This is a genomic window from Quyinboa sediminis, assembly GCF_042219855.1.
Lineage (GTDB): Bacteria > Bacteroidota > Bacteroidia > Bacteroidales > UBA5342 > JBHJHP01.
Window position 1 is genome coordinate 696,051 of sequence record NZ_JBHJHP010000001.1, and the last position, 17,205, is coordinate 713,255.

13 protein-coding genes are annotated in these 17,205 nt (G+C 41.7%); 12 read left to right on the forward strand and 1 reads right to left on the reverse strand.

Going from position 1 to position 17,205, the window contains the following annotated elements:
- Positions 1 to 2,394 (reverse strand): glycosyl hydrolase family 28 protein, encoded by a 2,394-nt coding sequence (locus ACE1EF_RS02870; RefSeq protein WP_375719104.1) that lies wholly within the window; start codon positions 2,392 to 2,394, stop codon positions 1 to 3.
- A gap of 250 nt (positions 2,395 to 2,644) precedes the next feature.
- On the opposite strand from ACE1EF_RS02870, the gene ACE1EF_RS02875 reads away from it, so the two are divergent.
- The 12 genes from ACE1EF_RS02875 (at position 2,645) to ACE1EF_RS02930 (ending at position 17,175) form a co-directional block, all read left to right on the forward strand.
- Positions 2,645 to 3,610: an NHL repeat-containing protein gene (locus ACE1EF_RS02875; protein ID WP_375719105.1), complete on the forward strand. Its 966-nt coding sequence runs from the start codon at positions 2,645 to 2,647 to the stop codon at positions 3,608 to 3,610.
- Positions 3,610 to 3,819 carry a hypothetical protein gene (locus ACE1EF_RS02880; RefSeq protein WP_375719106.1) on the forward strand — a complete coding sequence of 70 codons (210 nt, stop codon included), beginning with the start codon at positions 3,610 to 3,612 and terminating at the stop codon, positions 3,817 to 3,819. Before ACE1EF_RS02875 ends, ACE1EF_RS02880 begins: the two co-directional genes overlap by 1 nt.
- Positions 3,797 to 4,366, forward strand: coding sequence for a hypothetical protein (locus ACE1EF_RS02885; RefSeq protein WP_375719107.1), 570 nt, complete (start codon positions 3,797 to 3,799; stop codon positions 4,364 to 4,366). The genes ACE1EF_RS02880 and ACE1EF_RS02885 overlap by 23 nt, the downstream gene beginning before the upstream one ends.
- Position 4,367: 1 nt before the next feature.
- A complete protein-coding gene (locus ACE1EF_RS02890) occupies positions 4,368 to 5,624 on the forward strand; it encodes a 4Fe-4S binding protein (RefSeq protein WP_375719108.1) in 1,257 nt (418 codons plus the stop codon).
- A 3-nt stretch (positions 5,625 to 5,627) separates the two neighbouring features.
- A complete protein-coding gene (locus tag ACE1EF_RS02895; RefSeq protein WP_375719109.1) occupies positions 5,628 to 7,538 on the forward strand; it encodes an outer membrane protein assembly factor BamB family protein in 1,911 nt (636 codons plus the stop codon).
- Positions 7,538 to 9,880 carry an NAD(P)H-dependent oxidoreductase subunit E gene (locus tag ACE1EF_RS02900; protein WP_375719110.1) on the forward strand — a complete coding sequence of 781 codons (2,343 nt, stop codon included), beginning with the start codon at positions 7,538 to 7,540 and terminating at the stop codon, positions 9,878 to 9,880. Before ACE1EF_RS02895 ends, ACE1EF_RS02900 begins: the two co-directional genes overlap by 1 nt.
- Positions 9,881 to 10,146: 266 nt before the next feature.
- Positions 10,147 to 11,685, forward strand: coding sequence for an FAD-dependent oxidoreductase (locus ACE1EF_RS02905; protein ID WP_375719111.1), 1,539 nt, complete (start codon positions 10,147 to 10,149; stop codon positions 11,683 to 11,685).
- Positions 11,686 to 12,320: 635 nt separating this feature from the next.
- Positions 12,321 to 14,123, forward strand: a complete 1,803-nt coding sequence (gene typA / locus ACE1EF_RS02910) for a translational GTPase TypA (protein ID WP_375719112.1) — start codon at positions 12,321 to 12,323, stop codon at positions 14,121 to 14,123.
- Between the two features lie 7 nt (positions 14,124 to 14,130).
- Positions 14,131 to 14,862 (forward strand): tRNA threonylcarbamoyladenosine dehydratase, encoded by a 732-nt coding sequence (locus ACE1EF_RS02915; RefSeq protein WP_375719113.1) that lies wholly within the window; start codon positions 14,131 to 14,133, stop codon positions 14,860 to 14,862.
- A gap of 78 nt (positions 14,863 to 14,940) precedes the next feature.
- On the forward strand, positions 14,941 to 15,180 hold the full coding sequence (locus ACE1EF_RS02920; protein WP_375719114.1) for a hypothetical protein: 240 nt from the start codon (positions 14,941 to 14,943) through the stop codon (positions 15,178 to 15,180).
- A gap of 91 nt (positions 15,181 to 15,271) precedes the next feature.
- The gene (locus ACE1EF_RS02925) at positions 15,272 to 15,883 is read left to right on the forward strand and encodes an OmpH/Skp family outer membrane protein (protein ID WP_375719115.1); all 612 of its coding nucleotides are present in this window, start codon (positions 15,272 to 15,274) and stop codon (positions 15,881 to 15,883) included.
- A 44-nt stretch (positions 15,884 to 15,927) separates the two neighbouring features.
- Positions 15,928 to 17,175: a glycosyltransferase family 2 protein gene (locus tag ACE1EF_RS02930; RefSeq protein ID WP_375719116.1), complete on the forward strand. Its 1,248-nt coding sequence runs from the start codon at positions 15,928 to 15,930 to the stop codon at positions 17,173 to 17,175.
- Positions 17,176 to 17,205: the final 30 nt, after the last annotated feature.

Below are 17,205 nucleotides of genomic sequence, written 5' to 3' on the forward strand. Positions count from 1 at the left end.
TTATCTGACGATAAGCGGTGCAGACTTCACTCCGTTGCCGGACCTGGCTTTCACAATATATAAGCCAGAATTAAGATTTAAAAGACCCGGTTCAATAATTATTTCGTCTGAATTATCTGAACCGAAGCTCTTTCCGTAAATAATATGTCCTGAAATATCAGTAACAACAACAGAGCAAGGTGCTTTTTCATTGTTGCTGACAAACAACTTTTGTCCGGTATTCAGAGGGTTTGGATAAATTCTGAGAGCCTGTTCCTTTTTAATATTGTTAGTATGCTGTATTACCGTTGCTCCAAAAGGTTGCTTTATTTTATGATATTCCGTTCCATTTATGACGACACTATCTAAACACAGATTCTGATAATTATTAATCAGAAAGGGACTTGATATTGACCTGAATTCACAATTTGATAAGCGTATATTTTTAATCAGAGACCTCTCATAGCCATCAAAGCGCAGGCCAGCAGGCGCTTTATCACATGTAAGGTTCTTAATATCTATATCACGGACGATAGGATCAAACGTTGAAATATCACCTTCACCATAATAGAAATTTATTCGGATTACGGCATCAGAAACCTGACCAACTTCGATATTTCTCAGGAATATCTTTTCTATCAGTCCACCTCTGATTGAATTGGTTTTGATTCGGAGTGCACGTTCGAGATTTGGACTGTCCATAATACAATCCTCTGCAAAAACATGGTTCACGCCACCGCTTATTTCACTTCCGACTACAACACCGCCATGGCCATCTTTCATGATACAATTCTGAATAATAATTCTGGAAGACGGGACATTAACTCTTCTACCATCTGCATTCCGGCCTGACTTAATGGCAATACAGTCATCGCCTGTATCAAAATAGCAGTTTTTTATCAGAACTCCGGTACAGGATTCCGGATTACATCCATCATTATTCGGTCCATGTCCCGTAACGTGAACATTTGATACAGTAATATTCTCTGACAATACAGGATGAATATGCCACATTGGGCTGTTTAGTATCGTAACACTGTCAATAAGTACGTTTTTACATCTGTAGGGTTGTATCATATTCGGCCGTATATAATGGCCACTACCAAATATCCGTTCACTTACAGGCACATTGTTTTCACCCATAGTTCTTAGCGCAGATACATCTGAATCATCTTTGCCTGTCCATGACCACCAGTTGTTGTTACTCCCCATACCGTTGAGCGTACCGCTGCCGGTAACCGCAATATTCGTTTGTTCAAAAGCATAAATACATGGCGAGTAATTGTAGCATTCCGTGCCTTCAAAACGGGTGTAAACCACAGGCAGATAATCTTCAGGATTGGTGCTGAATTTAATTGTAGCATTGACAGTTACGTGCAGATTGACATTACTCAGCAAGTGTATGGCACCGGTCCTGTAGATTCCTTCAGGAACTATCACACGGCCGCCTCCTGCATCTGAACAAGCCTGGATGGCTGATTTGAATGCAGCAGTACAATCCGTTAAATCGTCGCCTGTAGCACCATAATCAAGAATATTAAAGTCGTTATCCGGAAAGGTTGGTGGGGTGATTGATGCTAACAATACAGGAAGTTCAGCCCAACCGGAATCCGGATCATTAATTGTACGTACATTAAAATCATAAACTTCACTGCCTAAATGAAGCAAGGCTGAACTAACACTTGCGAATTCTGTAGAACTGTTCACCCTGATATTTATATTATCATTGTTCTTCACTGTTGCTGCAGCACTGGTGAAAGGGCTGTTGTTGATGGAGTACATTCCGTTTTCAATGCTGATATTTAAATCAGAAGTTAGTCCTGTAACAGTTGCAGATGCAGACGTAACCGGACTACCCAGGGCAACATCAAACCGATCTTCAAACACAATAGGATCGGGTGTATTCTGAGAAAAATCAGGATTAAAAAGGATAACCGTATAGTTACTTGTTCCGCTTGACTGGTTGACAGAGCCCAGTTCAACCCAGCTATCTGCATCAAAATCTCTGGCATAAAGGCTAAAACTTCTTGGTGTTGATTCATCATTCACAATATCTTCACCGGTATCTTCCCAGTCGGTCATCCATGAAAGCTTATTCAAACGGTTGTCGAGGGCAATCAGTACTTTTACATTTTCGGTAGTATAAAACTTTAGCAAAGGGTTTTCTGTAAAAGACTTGGAGGCATTCGCTGTTTTTATCCATTCAGATCCTGTATATTTATCGGGGATACTACTGAAGGTAAAGGTTCTGTCGCCAAACTGATAATCGCCAACCCGCAGGTTATTTTCCACAGACCAGTAGTCCTTATTCTCATTATCAAAAACCTGGAACTGTTCTATTAATGAGGCCTGTCCATTGACACACACAACGAATGAAATAACCAAAAAAGATGGTTTAAGCAGAAATCTGAACATGCAATATTAGTTTGTGATGAATATCTGTGTAAAGGTAAAAAAACATTAATGGCACGCACAACAATATATCAGTTAAACTGGCATAAAACAATATACAGATCCCAAAGACAGAGGTTCTGAAAACAATGGCTTTACTTTGATCAGACTACCGAAACTTGGATTGAAATTCAGACTGATTCTAAATGAGCTTAACCATGTTTAGGGATCATTAATCTTTATTATTTTTACACGATTACAGGCATTTTGGGTTATGCAAAAAAAAGGGATTATCATATTCATTTCAGTTTTGGCGCTGGCATTAATCGCTATCATCGTAGCCGATGTGATAAAAACACGTACGGATAACAGGCCTGATAATCCCTATGCCCTGGAGTACGATGATCTGATGCATGTTGATCCTGCCTTGATAAGCCATAAAGAGGTAAAGAATTTTCGGCTGAGTGGTGATTCGGTAGGCGCATTGATTACAGACACTGCGTCCATATTTGTATCTGTTGATCATCAAATCCTGCAACTTGATTTTAACGGAGTTTTAAAAAATAGTATTCCGGTTCCAGAGATGGCCAGATCCATGGCATTTGCACCGGACCATAATCTGCTTGTCGGATTCAGCAATCACATATTAAAAATCGACAGAAAGGGTAATATTCTGGTACAAACAAAACCGGTTAATTCAAATTCCGTGATTACAAATATTGTCGTATATCAGTCACGGATATTATTTGCCGACGCAGGAAACAGAACGATTTATGAACTGGATCAGCATCTGAATATCATAAACTCATTTGAAGGAAAGCGGGAGGAAGGAGCCTTACATGGTTTTATTGTTCCAAGTGCCAATTTCGACCTGGCATTTTCCGGTTCCGGCGAATTATGGGTTGTCAATCCCGGTTTGCATGCAGTTGAAAACTACGACAGTTCGGGTAAGATGAGGAGTTTCTGGGAGGCGACATCATTCAGGCTCGATGGTTTCAGCGGGTGCTGTAATCCTGCCCGCATAACCATAATGAATAATGATTCCTTTGTAACCAGTGAAAAAGGCATCGTAAGAATTAAAATACATGATCCTTCCGGTAAATTTGCATCTGTAGTTGCACCTCCTTCGGCATTTAAAGAAGACGGAGCAGCTCCTGATGTTGCAGTGAATGAAAACGGCGTGATTTACGCTCTGGATTATGACAGAAATACAATACGGGTTTTTGAACCAATACAATAATGGACAGAAAAGCATTTTTACAACAGGTAGGGCGGTTAACATTACTGGGAGGTCTGGCAGCAGTTTCAGGTGTCATTCTGACCAAAAGGGAGGTAAGTGCTTACAGCTGTTCTGTAAATGAATTTTGTAAAAAGTGTAACGAATTCAGTTTTTGTTCAAAAGATCAGGCATTAAAACAGAGGGCAGATGAGCGAAAACAAAAAGATTGACCGGCGAAAATTCTTCAATACTACAGCCCGGGCATCGCTTCTGGTAGGACTTGGAGGTGTCGGAGCTCTGGCATTTAAACATAAAACCACTGATGATTGGGTATGGCAGATTGATCCGTTTGCCTGTACACAGTGTGGCCGCTGCGCTACGGATTGTATCATGTCACCTTCGGCAGTTAAATGTGTGCATGCCTTTGATTTATGTGGGTATTGTGATTTATGTGGCGGTTATTTTAAACCTGATTCCCATGCACTGGAAACCGGAGGGGAAAATCAGTTGTGTCCAACGGCTGCCATTGAAAGAAAATACATAGAGGAGCCTTATTTTGAATACGTTATAAACGAAGAATTATGTTTTGCCTGTGGTAAATGCGTAAAAGGATGCACATCTTTTGGAAATGGTTCGTTACACCTTCAGATAAGACACGACCGTTGTGTGAATTGCAACGAATGTTCCATTGCCCGGGTATGTCCTTCGGATGCCATAAAACGTGTTCCGGCCAGTGCACCGTACTTAATTAAAGGTAGTTTTACAAAAGAAAGCTGATATGAGACAAATAATCCTGACCTTACTCCTTTCTTTTGTGTTAATGCAGACCACGGCCTTTTCGCAGGCCCAACAGCGTTTTCCCAAGCCTGAGTTTGAGAACGGCTATGAACAACCGGACACAACAACACCGGAGCCAAGATCGGTATCCCTGGAATACTTCGATGTGGCCGTACTCCTTTTCGTTCTGATTCTGGCCACATGGTTTGCTCTTAAAAAACGGTCAAGACGTGGTATTCTCTGGTTGTCTGTATTTACCCTGCTTTATTTCGGCTTTTACCGTAATGGATGTATCTGTGCGATAGGATCAATACAAAATGTATCCCTAACTCTGGCTGATCCGGGATATGCGATCTCCATAACCGTACTGTTGTTTTTCCTCTTACCGCTATTATTTGCCCTCTTTTTCGGCAGAACCTTTTGTGCAGGCGCCTGTCCGTTAGGTGCCATTCAGGATCTGATTATCATAAAACCCATTTCATTGCCTTTATGGCTAAGAAAAACACTTGGACTTATACCTTTTCTTTACCTGGGTTTGGCTTTACTGTACGCAGCTACAGGAACTGATTTCATCATTTGCCGCTATGATCCTTTTGTGAGCATTTTCAGAATGGACGGGCCATTTCTGATGATTGCTCTGGGAATTGTAATGTTACTGATCGGTATGTTCGTCGCCCGTCCTTATTGTCGTTTCTTTTGCCCGCTAAGTGTACCGCTGAACTGGATGTCCCGTTTTTCAAGATGGCATTTGAGCATAACACCCAAAGCGTGTATTCAGTGCAAGTTATGCTCGGACTCCTGTCCGTTTGATGCGATCAACGAACCTGAAAACAGGAAAGATGACAAAGGAAATTTAAGACAGTTCCTGTTCTATATTATTCTGGTTCCGCTTATTGCATTAACGTTTGGATTTGCTTTTTCAAAAGCGCATGGTTTTCTGGCCAAAGCGCATCCGGATGTTTACCTGGCTGAATTGCTGATTAAACATCCTGAATTGAAAAATAATCCGGATAATCTGGATATTCAAACCTTTATGGCTTCCGGTAAAACAATGGATGAGCTGGTAGATTCGGCTAAACATATTCAATCGAAATTTTATACAGGCAGCTGGATTCTGGGTATATTCATGGGGCTCGTAGTTGCTCTGACACTGGTAAATCAAACCATGTTCAGAAGCCGGAAAGATTATGAACCCGATAAAGGTAACTGTTTCAGTTGTGGCAGATGTATGGACTATTGTCCGGTAAAAAAAGATTAATTCATGGATGACAACAAAAAAATAAAACTAGCCTTTAATGTTGCTCTCGTTGCCGGGATTTTTACACTGGTCATAGCCTTGTTGTTTCTCATTAATTATATCAACATTAAGCAAAATGACCCGGTAGATAATCAGGCGCTTGAAGCCATGGTTCAGCGCCTGGCAGATGAACCGGGAAATGACGCATTAATATCTGAAATACGGAATCTGGATCTTCTGGCACGAAAGGCTTATTTTACAGGACAGTGGCAGATTAATACCGCCTCATGGCTGTTGTTACTGGGTGCCATCATCACTACTATCGCGCTGAGGTTTTATTATTCGCTGACCAGCAAAATTGGTCTTCCTGATCCTGCTGAAATAAAGCCTTCTGCTGCTCGTTTAATGAGCACGAAATGGATAGCCGGGCTTTCTGCTGCAATTGTTATCCTGGCCCTGCTTTCATCGTTTGGATCACGGAATTACCTTGCAAAATACGATCAGATGAAACAAACTGCAGTTCAGGATTCTGTTGTGCAAAACGACATTCTGGTGGTTGATGTTAATCCTGTTTCAGATACGAAACAACCTGACACATCGCAAATAATTAAAGAAACAGCTCAAAACCAGACTGCACCTGATGAACCTGAGGTAGAGACAAGACAAAAGAATAACAGTGTAATACAAGATATAGCAGTACAGTCTAAGGTTGCCACGATGGACAAAGAAAACACCCCCCAGGATAATCTTAAAGCTGAAAAACCTGAAGCTGCGGCATTACCAACACTTAATGACATTAAAAAGCAACAGGCTTACTTCAGGGGCTATCTGGGACAGGGAATTTCATATGCAAAGAATATACCGGAAAGCTGGAACCCCGAATCAGGCGATCACATTAAATGGAAAACCGAAATTCCGTTAAAAGGCTATAATTCACCTGTAATCTGGGATGATAAAATATACCTGACCGGTGCTGATCAGAGCAAAAGAGTCGTCTATTGTATCTCTCGTAATGACGGGAAGATTCTATGGCAACACGACGCCGATAATATACCGGGGTCCCCGTCAAAACCTCCTAAAACTACTGATGACACCGGATTAGCAGCCCCAACAGTAGCAACCGATGGACAAAGGGTTTATGCGATTTTCGGTACCGGCGATATACTAACTTTCAAGTCGGATGGCACCAGGCTCTGGGCCAAAAATCTGGGCGTACCTGATAACCATTATGGCCACTCCTCATCACTGATATGTTACGGGGATAAACTATTTGTGCAATATGACACCAATAAAGGGGGCAGAGTTTTGGCATTAAGTGTTTTTGATGGTTCCGTGCTTTGGGATACAAGCCGTGAAAGTCATATTTCATGGGCTTCACCAGTGTTGGCCGGGTTTAACGGAAAAATGCAATTGATTTTATCATCTGAGCCGATTGTGGCTGGATACGACATCGAAAATGGCAAAGAATTATGGTCCGTTGAATGTATGATGGGGGAAGTTGGACCTTCAGTTGGTATAGGGGAAGGATTGGTATTTGCAGCGAACGAATATGCAACATTAGCAGCAATTGATCCGGTAAAAAAAGCGATCGTCTGGGAGGATAACGAGTATTTACCGGAAGTGTCCAGTCCTGTATCAGCTGACGGCCTTTTATTCATCGCAACATCCTACGGCGTATTTGTATGCTATGATGCTAAAACCGGTGAAAAACAGTGGGAAACAGAATTCAACAGCGGGTTTTATTCATCAGCAATGGTTGTTGACCATAAAATATACATTGCAGATATGGAAGGGGTGGTTCATATCATGAAATTAAGCCGCCAACACGAAGGGATAGCAGATATAAGCATGGGGGAACGGCTTATGGCAACACCGGCTTTCATGGATGGGCAGATTTTTTTAAGAACGACAGGTAGCTTATATTGTATAGAATAATGACGGAAGATCAGGCATTAACAGAGCAGATTCTGGAGGAGAAAGGGCGTAGTAAAAATGCCGTTATTCCTGTCCTTCAGGCTATTCAGGCCCATTATAAATACCTGCCTCAACCGGTACTTGAATATGTTTGTGAACATTCCGATATAACACCGGCCCAGATTACGGGTGTGGCCAGCTTTTATTCCCAGTTCAGATTGCAACCTGTAGGGGAGCATATGATTAAGGTTTGCGTGGGAACAGCATGCCACGTGAAAGGTGCTGTTCAGGTTTACGATGCTTTTAAACGCGAGCTTAAACTTGATGGAGATGCAGATACCGATGCAGAAGGCAATTATACAGTTGAAAAGGTGAGTTGTCTGGGATGTTGCACGCTGGCACCTGTGGTACAGATTGATGATGTAACTTACGGACATGTTAACACCAATCAGATCAAATCGGTCATCAGTGATTTTGAAAAGCACAGAGACGATAAAAAACGCAGGAAATTCCGAAAAGGAGACGGGAGTGAAATACAGGGAGAGATCAGGGTAGGTCTCGGTTCATGCTGTGTAGCCAGTGGAAGTGAAGAGGTACGTGAAGCAGTTGCCGGTGTGGTGGAATCTTCGGGAATGAATGTTAAGCTGAAACATGTTGGCTGTGTAGGCATGTGTCATCAGGTCCCTCTGCTGGAGGTTGTTCCGGTAAATAAAGAACCAACATTGTATGCCAAAGTCAAGCCGGAAGATGTAAAGCAGATTGTGGAATCACATTTTCAGTCTGCAGGTCTCTTTCAGCGTCTGAAAAACAGCTTAACCAATTCACTTGAAAACGTCCGCAGCGATGCATCCTGGAACGGTGTGGAGCGGTATAAATTAGATATCAGGGAAAAACATGTATCCTCATTTTTAGGTAAACAGGTGCCGATTGCAACCGAACATCGTGGAATTATTAATCCGACAGATCTGGATGAATATCAATCAAACGGCGGATTTAAGGCATTGAAGAAGGCACTGAACGGCATGACACCTGATGCTATTATTGACAGTATAAAAGAAAGTGGTTTAAGAGGTAGAGGTGGAGCCGGATTTCCGACAGGACTGAAATGGGAACTGGTCAGAAAGGAAGAGTCTGATATTAAATATCTCATATGTAACGGTGACGAAGGTGATCCCGGTGCTTTTATGGACAGGATGTTACTGGAATCCTATCCCTACCGCGTGATAGAAGGAATGCTGATTGCTGCTTATGCTGTTAGTGCGAGCCATGGTTATTTCTATATCCGGGCAGAATATCCACTGGCCCTGAAACGTATTCGGGAAGCCCTGGAGATTTGCAGAAGCAGTCACTTTCTGGGTTCAGATATTCTGGGTTCGGGATTCAGTTTTGATATAAACATTTACGAAGGTGCCGGAGCATTTGTATGTGGAGAGGAATCTGCATTGATAACATCAATAGAAGGTAATCGTGGTTTTCCGCGACTAAGGCCTCCGTTCCCCGCACAAAAAGGTCTTTGGGATAAACCAACCTTGATTAACAATACAGAGACTTTTGCTCAGGTTTCATACATCATAAAAAATAATTCGCTGTCATTCAGCAGGATCGGTAAAGGAAAGAGCAAGGGAACAAAAGTTTTTGCACTGGCAGGTAAGGTTGCCCGTGGTGGATTAATAGAAGTTCCAATGGGTATAACCATCCGCCAGGTGGTTGAAGAAATTGGTGGTGGAGTAGCTGAAGGACGATCCTTTAAAGCGGTACAGATAGGAGGCCCTTCCGGGGGATGTGTTCCGCACTGGTTGGCTGACACACCAATTGATTTTGAGTCACTTAAGGAAGTGGGAGCCATGATGGGATCCGGTGGTCTGGTGGTTCTGGATGACACCGATTGCATGGTGGATATCGCTAAATACTTCCTTACTTTTACTCAACAGGAATCATGCGGAAAATGTACATTTTGTAGAGTGGGTACACGACGAATGCTGGATATCCTTGAAAAAATAACGGAAGGGAAGGGTAAACCAGAGGATTTGGATGAACTGGAAAAACTAGCCGAATGGACCGGAAAAGGGAGTTTATGTGGTCTGGGAAAAACAGCGCCAAATCCGGTGCTGTCGACCTTAAAATACTTCAGAGAAGAATACGAAGCACATATTAACGGTGTTTGTCCAACAGGTAAATGTCAGGATTTAATCACGTATTCCATTACCGATGATTGTATCGGCTGTACTAAATGTGCCCAGGATTGTCCGGTGGATGCAATCGCTTTTAAACCGCATGAAGTACATAGCATCGACACGGAATTGTGCATAAAATGCGATGCCTGCAGACTGGTGTGTCCTGAAGATGCGATTTTAGTGAAATAGTGATAAGTTGTAAGTAAAAAGTAAAAAGAGAAAAAGGAAAAAGGGATAATTAAAAGTATGATATAACTCCTTATAGTCAGGCTGATATTCCCTTAAACATCTCTATCCCTTAAAGGAGAAATCCTTCTTATTTGTGGATTGGTCCCTTTAGGGAATTAAAGGGTTAGGGATGGAATAAAATTTAAATCGATAATCTTGATTCTTAAGTCTTATATCTTATATCTTATATCTTATATCTTATATCTTGGTTCTGATGTCTAAAAAATATGAAACTAAAACTCAATCATACAGAAGTTAATTTTGAAGCTGGCAACACCATTTATGAGGTGGCCAAAGCCAATGGTATCGATATTCCTGTGATGTGCTTTAACGATGACCTGGAGCATTTTACCTCCTGTATGATTTGCCTTGTGAAGGATGCCGGAACCGGTAAACTGATGCCTTCATGTACGATGAAAGCTGAACAGGGAATGGATATTATAACCAACGATGAAGAGGTGCTTGAATCGCGTAAAATGGCTTTGGAACTGCTTTTAAGCGAGCATGTCGGAGATTGTGAAGCGCCTTGCCGGGTAGCCTGTCCAGCTTATATGGATATTCCTGTGATGAACCGCTTACTGGCAGCCGAAAAACTGGAAGAGGCGTGGAAGGTGGTGACCAAAGATATTGCTCTGCCATCCGTTCTGGGACGCATTTGCCCGGCACCATGTGAAGGAGTATGTAAACGAAAACCCATTGATGGTGCTGTATCCATTTGCATGTTGAAACGTTATGCCGGTGATTTCGGATCAGTACAGGAAATACAAAGTATTAAACCTACAGGAAAGAAGGTTGCAATTATTGGTTCAGGTATAGCCGGACTGGCAGCGGCCAGACACACTGCAGAAAAAGGCCATTCCGTCACTGTTTTTGAAAAAGCGGATTTGCCGGGAGGTAAACTCAGATACGATACAAACGATGAGTTATTACCTAAAGATGTACTGGACAAGGAAATAGGCCAGATTACAGCATTGGGTGTTAGCATAAAACCCGGAACGGAGATAAACCAAGAAGTATTCAAAACCATTCAAAACGATTTTGATGCAGTCATAATCGCCTCAGGGGAAATAACTGAAGAGCAGAAGACCTGGGGCATTCGCTTTAATGAAAAAGGGTTTAATGCCGATAAAAACACTTATGCGACTGATCTTCACGGGGTATTTGTTGTTGGGACAGCCTTAAAACCGGGCCGACTGGCTGTTAAAATGCTGGCACAGGGGAAGGAAGCGGCATTCAGTGTTGACCAGTTTTTATCCGGTCTGCTGGTTGTTGGCGAACCCAAACGCTTTAACTCCCGCTTTGGGAAGCTCCGGGAAATGGAATTTGACGAATACCTCAAAGAATCATTACCGGGAAACCGCATAGAACCTGAATCCGGCGTAAGAAGTGGTTTTACACTTCAGGAAATGAAAGTGGAAGCAGCACGCTGTATGCACTGTGATTGCCGAAAGCCGGATACCTGTAAACTCAGGATATATGCTGATGAATTTGATATTAAACAAAAGGTGGATAGCGATCGCAGGCACCTGACCAAAAAAAATGTTCAGCATGACTATGTGGTATTTGAGACCGGTAAATGCATTAAATGCGGCATCTGTGTACGCATGACAGCCAAATACCAGGAGAAGTTTGGTTTTACATTTATAGGTCGAGGCTTTGATGTGGAAATTGGTATACCATTCAACAAAACACTGCATGAAGGCTTAATGAATGTAGCTCTTGAAGTTGCCGAGGCCTGCCCAACCGGCGCCATAGCAAGAAAATAGCACGTCCCCCTTAATAAAATTTAGCAGTTCCAAACTTTAATAAATTAATATACCCTGAAGGGAGATCATTATTTCAGCCCGGGGTAAATGAATGAAGTGAATGCCACCCCGGGTAATAGAACGTATGTCAATCAAGGACGGCCATCATTACACCTGTTGAAATAGAAGCGAAACCCGGCCGCACGTTTGAAGGAACTCATGAAATAAGGGCAGAAACATACTATTTTGACTAAATCCTCCGTCCCCTTGCTTCGATCAGGATTTTTAACCCGTGGGAAATTTGCATAGCAAATGCCGCCTAAAATCAAATAAAAATGATTAATATTTCGCTGATGCTACGGATAACAATGGAATGAAGAATTATGAAGTCCTGTGCCTTGTTTCTTGGCTCTTATATCTACAACAACAGCAGTAAAATTCTGCGTCACAATTCACATTGCGACACCTCCTTCCAACAAAAGGATGACAAAATAAATCTGCTTTCATTAAAAAGATTACCTTTGCAGCGATTTTTCAGAAGGGTAGAATGAACCAAATGTTTTGCCATACATTCTATAAATAAACAGGTTCAGGAAAAATATTTTGAAGAGTCAGAAATATAGAATCTTGGACAAACACTGATTAATTTAAGACACTTGAAATCAATACGTAATATTGCTATTATTGCCCATGTTGACCATGGCAAAACCACGCTGGTAGATAAAATGTTACTGGCCGGACAATTGTTTAAGGATCACGAAAAACCGGGTGATCTGATCATGGACAGCAATGATCTGGAGCGGGAGAGGGGCATTACCATCCTATCCAAAAACGTTTCCATTCTTTATAAGGATGTAAAAATAAACATCATAGATACACCTGGTCATGCCGATTTTGGTGGAGAGGTAGAACGTGTTCTGAACATGGCTGATGGCGTGCTTTTGCTCGTCGATGCCTTTGAGGGCCCGATGCCCCAAACACGTTTTGTTTTACAGAAGGCTCTCGGACTTGGATTGAAGCCCATTGTAGTCATCAATAAAGTAGATAAGCAGAATTGTCGTCCGGATGAGGTACACGAAGAAGTCTTTGACCTGATGTTCAATCTGGATGCATCTGAAGAACAGCTTGATTTTGTGACGGTATACGGTTCAGCTAAAAATGGATGGATGAGTGAAGACTTGAACAATCCATCAGATAATATTGAGCCTTTGCTGGACGCTATCATTAAATATATTCCTGAACCGGAGTATAAAAAAGGAACGCCACAGATGCAGATTACTTCTCTTGATTACTCAGCATATGTGGGACGTATCGCTATCGGCAGGGTTTTCCGTGGTGAACTGGAAGAAGGACAGACCGTAGCTTTAGCTAAGAGAAACGGCTCCATCGTCAGGACAAAAATAAAAGAGCTGAATGTCTTCAGTGGTCTGGGGCGTACACCTGTAAGAAAAGTAAGTTGCGGTGAGATATGCGCACTGGTTGGAATAGATAATTTTGAGATTGGCGATACCATCACCGATATTGATAATCCGGATCCGCTGGATCCCATTTCAATTGATGAACCGACAATGAGTATGACCTTCACAATCAATAACTCACCGTTTTTTGGTAAGGAAGGTAAATATGTAACTTCCCGTCATATTCATGACCGCTTGATTCTGGAACTGGACAAGAACCTGGCACTTCGTGTTGAAACATCAAACGAGGCAGATTCTTGGACGGTTTATGGCCGTGGTGTATTGCATCTATCGGTTTTAATAGAGACCATGCGACGCGAAGGTTATGAACTACAGGTTGGTCAACCCAAAGTGATTATTAAGACCATTGCAGGTGAAAAGAACGAACCGGTTGAAGAGCTGACCGTGGATGTTCCTGAGGAATTTTCAGGAAAGGTCATTGAGCTGGTTACGCGAAAAAAAGGAGAGATGCTGGTTATGGAACGCAAGGGAGACCGCCTGCATCTTGAATTTAATATTCCGTCGCGAGGCATCATTGGATTGAGAAACCAGATACTGACTGCCACAACCGGAGAAGCCGTTATGACGCACCGGTTCATTGAATATCAACCATGGAAAGGTCCGATTGACAAACGTTTGGCCGGTTCATTGATAGCCATGGAAACCGGGACAGCTATCGCTTATGCCCTGGATAAATTACAGGACAGAGGTAAATTCTTTGTTGCTCCTCAGACTGAAGTTTACATGGGACAGGTAGTTGGTGAGCATACCAAGGAAGGCGATGTGGTGGTTAACATTACCAAAAGTAAAAAACTGACCAACATGCGTGCCTCCGGTTCAGACGATAAGGTTAAACTGGCACCTCCGATAGTATTCAGTCTTGAAGAAGCACTGGAATACATTAAGGATGATGAATATGTGGAAGTGACACCAAAATCCATCCGTTTGCGTAAAATTCTGTTAAACGAACACGACCGCAAACGCGCTTCTAAAAAAGAGTAGATCAAAAATGAGTCATCTCGACTGGACATCCCGAACGGAACTTTTACTGGGCAGCGAAAAGCTTGATATGCTTAAAAACGCTCATGTTCTTGTGGTTGGATTAGGCGGTGTTGGGGCATATGCTGCAGAATCAGTCTGCCGGGCAGGTGTTGGTAAAATGACAATCGTGGATGGAGATGTGGTTAATCCAAGTAATCTGAACCGTCAACTCATAGCATTAAACTCTACGATTGGCCAATCCAAATCTGACATTCTTGCAAAGCGCCTTATGGACATTAATCCGGATCTCAAACTCGATGTCCGTAATGTCTTTCTAAGAGATGAGGAAACCATTAAACTTTTGGATGCAGACCATTACGACTATATTGTAGATGCCATAGACACCCTGAGTCCGAAGGTTTATCTGTTGTATCACGCATTACAGAAAGGTTATAAGGTGGTTTCATCCATGGGTGCCGGTGGTAAAACGGACCCGACAAAAATTCAGGTTTCTGACATTTCGAAATCATCGGTTTGCAGACTGGCAAGAACGGTCAGAAAACGTCTGGGCAAAATGGGCATACGTAAAGGAATCACCGTGGTTTTCTCAACTGAAGAAGCTGCAGAGCATGCCATTATCGGAAGTAGTGAGGAACAAAACAAAAACTCAACCGTCGGAACCATTTCATATATGCCGGCTGTTTTCGGTTGTTTTGTGGCCTCCGTAGTCATTCGCGATCTGACAAATATGATAAAATAAGGTTAAATTTATCCCAAAACAGAACTAAGGCAGGATAATTGCTGTTATGTTTGTGAATTATAAAGAGAGGACTTTAACATGTTACAGATAGTATTAGTTTCAATAGGTTTGGTTGCCGTGGCATTTATACTGCTCGGAATAAATGTGCTGTTTAAAAAGAAAGGAAAGTTTCCGAATTATCATATCGGTGGAAACAAGGAAATGTCTAAAAGAGGTATTTACTGTGCCACAACAAACGATAAGCTGGAACGCAGATCAAACGGTCGTTTCGATTTTGCTAAACTTCAACAGGAAGTAGATGATTCCGTGAGTTGTTAATGTTTGTTAATAAGCCACTATTTTCCTGCCATCTGATTAATTGCGTGATGCAAAAAATTATTTTTGTATCTGGTCAATTAAAACGTAAATAATGAAGAAATTAATTCCTATCTCAATTGCAATTCTTTTTATAGCTGTCATTATTTTATTTGTAATGCAGTGCAATGTTTCAAAGCAATGTTCAGCACCTGCAGGTAAAACGGACAGTACTAATGTCAGGACAGATGGCACGAATTTAACCATTGCTTATATTAACACAGACACATTACTGTTAAACTATCAGTTATCACGTGATTTAAATGAAGAGCTTCTTAAAAAACAGGAAGATGCCAGAACCAACCTGAACCAGGAAGCACGCGCCTTCGAACGTGAAATGCAGGATTTTCAGCGTAAACTTGAAAACAATGGTTTTCTGTCACGTGACAGAGCGGAAAGAGAGCAACAGCGTCTCATCAACCGCGAACAGGAGCTCAAGGATTTAAATGCCAAGTTATCCAATGAGCTTATGACAAAACAACAGGAAATAAGCGCGCAATTGCTGGACTCCATTACGCTGTACCTTAAAGAAATGAATCTTGATAAGGATTATGATCTGATTCTAAGCACCACAGTCGGTGGAACAATTTTGCATGCCAAAGACGGTCTGAACATTACCGGTGAAGTGCTGGATGCTTTAAATAAAAGGTATAAAAAGAAAAATTAAAACAGATAAAATATTATTTTTAAGGGCTGCAAAGCCCTTTTTTTATGCACATATACGAACAGTATCTTAGCAAACATCAAATTCCGGGACAGCTGTTAACCGAATGGCAAAAAAACGTATCCATTGTCATCGTTATACCGTGTTACAATGAACCGGATATTAAAAATACATTACTATCGCTAAAAAACTGCGAAACCCCGAAAACCCATATTGAAGTTATTGTTCTGATTAATTCAGGGGAGTTATCACAGGAAAACATTATACTTCAAAACAGGAATACATACAATATGATCCTGTCTGAATTTCCCTTTACCCCGGAGGCCAACCTCAATTTCAGACCTTGGATTGTTGAAGGAATCCGCAAGAAACATACCGGTGCCGGATACGCAAGAAAACTGGGAATGGATTTGGCTGTGTCACTGTTCAATGGCTCAGGCAATGAAAACGGCCTCATTGTTTCACTGGATGCCGATACCCTGGTTGAATCCAACTATCTTCAGGAACTCTTCACGGTTTACAGTAATTCAGAAATAAGGGGTGGAACCATTCATTTTGAACATCCGGTTACCGATTCCACAGCGCCTGAAAACATGGCCATACTGCTTTATGAACTCCATTTGCGTTATTATCATAATGCACTCAGACAAATCGGTTTTCCTTACTACTACTACACCATAGGATCTGCTTTCTATATTCGGGCGATGGAATATGCAAAACATGGTGGAATGAACCGGAGACAGGGAGGGGAGGACTTTTATTTTCTGCATAAGGTACTCCCGCATATTACAAACAGAACCATCACAACGACCAAAGTTATGCCTTCGTCCAGAATTTCTGACAGGGTACCATTTGGTACGGGCCCCAGGATCAGACAATACCTTGAAACCGGTGAGATGCTGACATATTCCCATGAGGCCTTCCATTCACTTCAGGTGTTTTTCAGTTTAAAAGAGAAGCTGTTTAGAGCACGTATAGAACAGCTGCAGCAGTTGATGTATTCGGTTCCCGAACCACTACGGTCCTTTTTATCAGCGATTGATTCAGAGAAAAAAATGATGGATCTTAAACAAAATACGGCCAATATTCAAACATTTACAAAGCGCTTTTTTGATTTGTTTAATGCTTTTTTCATTGTGAAGTACCTGAATGAGACGCATTTGCAATGTTTTGAGATGAAAAGTGTCTGGCCTGAGGCTGCCGGATTTTTTAAAATGCATTATAACATTCATTCGGATTCTCCATATGATTTACTGTGTCAAATCAGGCTTAACGATATAAAAACAAGTAAATAATAAACTCATCCCGTATTAGTTTGTTTTTAG

Excerpts from the sequence above, each read along its gene's own strand:
- ACE1EF_RS02870 (WP_375719104.1), bottom strand. The coding sequence starts at position 2,394 with ATGTTCAGATTTCTGCTTAAACCATCTTTTTTGGTTATTTCATTCGTT.
- ACE1EF_RS02875 (WP_375719105.1), top strand. The coding sequence starts at position 2,645 with ATGCAAAAAAAAGGGATTATCATATTCATTTCAGTTTTGGCGCTGGCA.
- ACE1EF_RS02880 (WP_375719106.1), top strand. The coding sequence starts at position 3,610 with ATGGACAGAAAAGCATTTTTACAACAGGTAGGGCGGTTAACATTACTG.
- ACE1EF_RS02885 (WP_375719107.1), top strand. The coding sequence starts at position 3,797 with ATGAGCGAAAACAAAAAGATTGACCGGCGAAAATTCTTCAATACTACA.
- ACE1EF_RS02890 (WP_375719108.1), top strand. The coding sequence starts at position 4,368 with ATGAGACAAATAATCCTGACCTTACTCCTTTCTTTTGTGTTAATGCAG.
- ACE1EF_RS02895 (WP_375719109.1), top strand. The coding sequence starts at position 5,628 with ATGGATGACAACAAAAAAATAAAACTAGCCTTTAATGTTGCTCTCGTT.
- ACE1EF_RS02900 (WP_375719110.1), top strand. The coding sequence starts at position 7,538 with ATGACGGAAGATCAGGCATTAACAGAGCAGATTCTGGAGGAGAAAGGG.
- ACE1EF_RS02905 (WP_375719111.1), top strand. The coding sequence starts at position 10,147 with ATGAAACTAAAACTCAATCATACAGAAGTTAATTTTGAAGCTGGCAAC.
- ACE1EF_RS02915 (WP_375719113.1), top strand. The coding sequence starts at position 14,131 with ATGAGTCATCTCGACTGGACATCCCGAACGGAACTTTTACTGGGCAGC.
- ACE1EF_RS02920 (WP_375719114.1), top strand. The coding sequence starts at position 14,941 with ATGTTACAGATAGTATTAGTTTCAATAGGTTTGGTTGCCGTGGCATTT.
- ACE1EF_RS02925 (WP_375719115.1), top strand. The coding sequence starts at position 15,272 with ATGAAGAAATTAATTCCTATCTCAATTGCAATTCTTTTTATAGCTGTC.
- ACE1EF_RS02930 (WP_375719116.1), top strand. The coding sequence starts at position 15,928 with ATGCACATATACGAACAGTATCTTAGCAAACATCAAATTCCGGGACAG.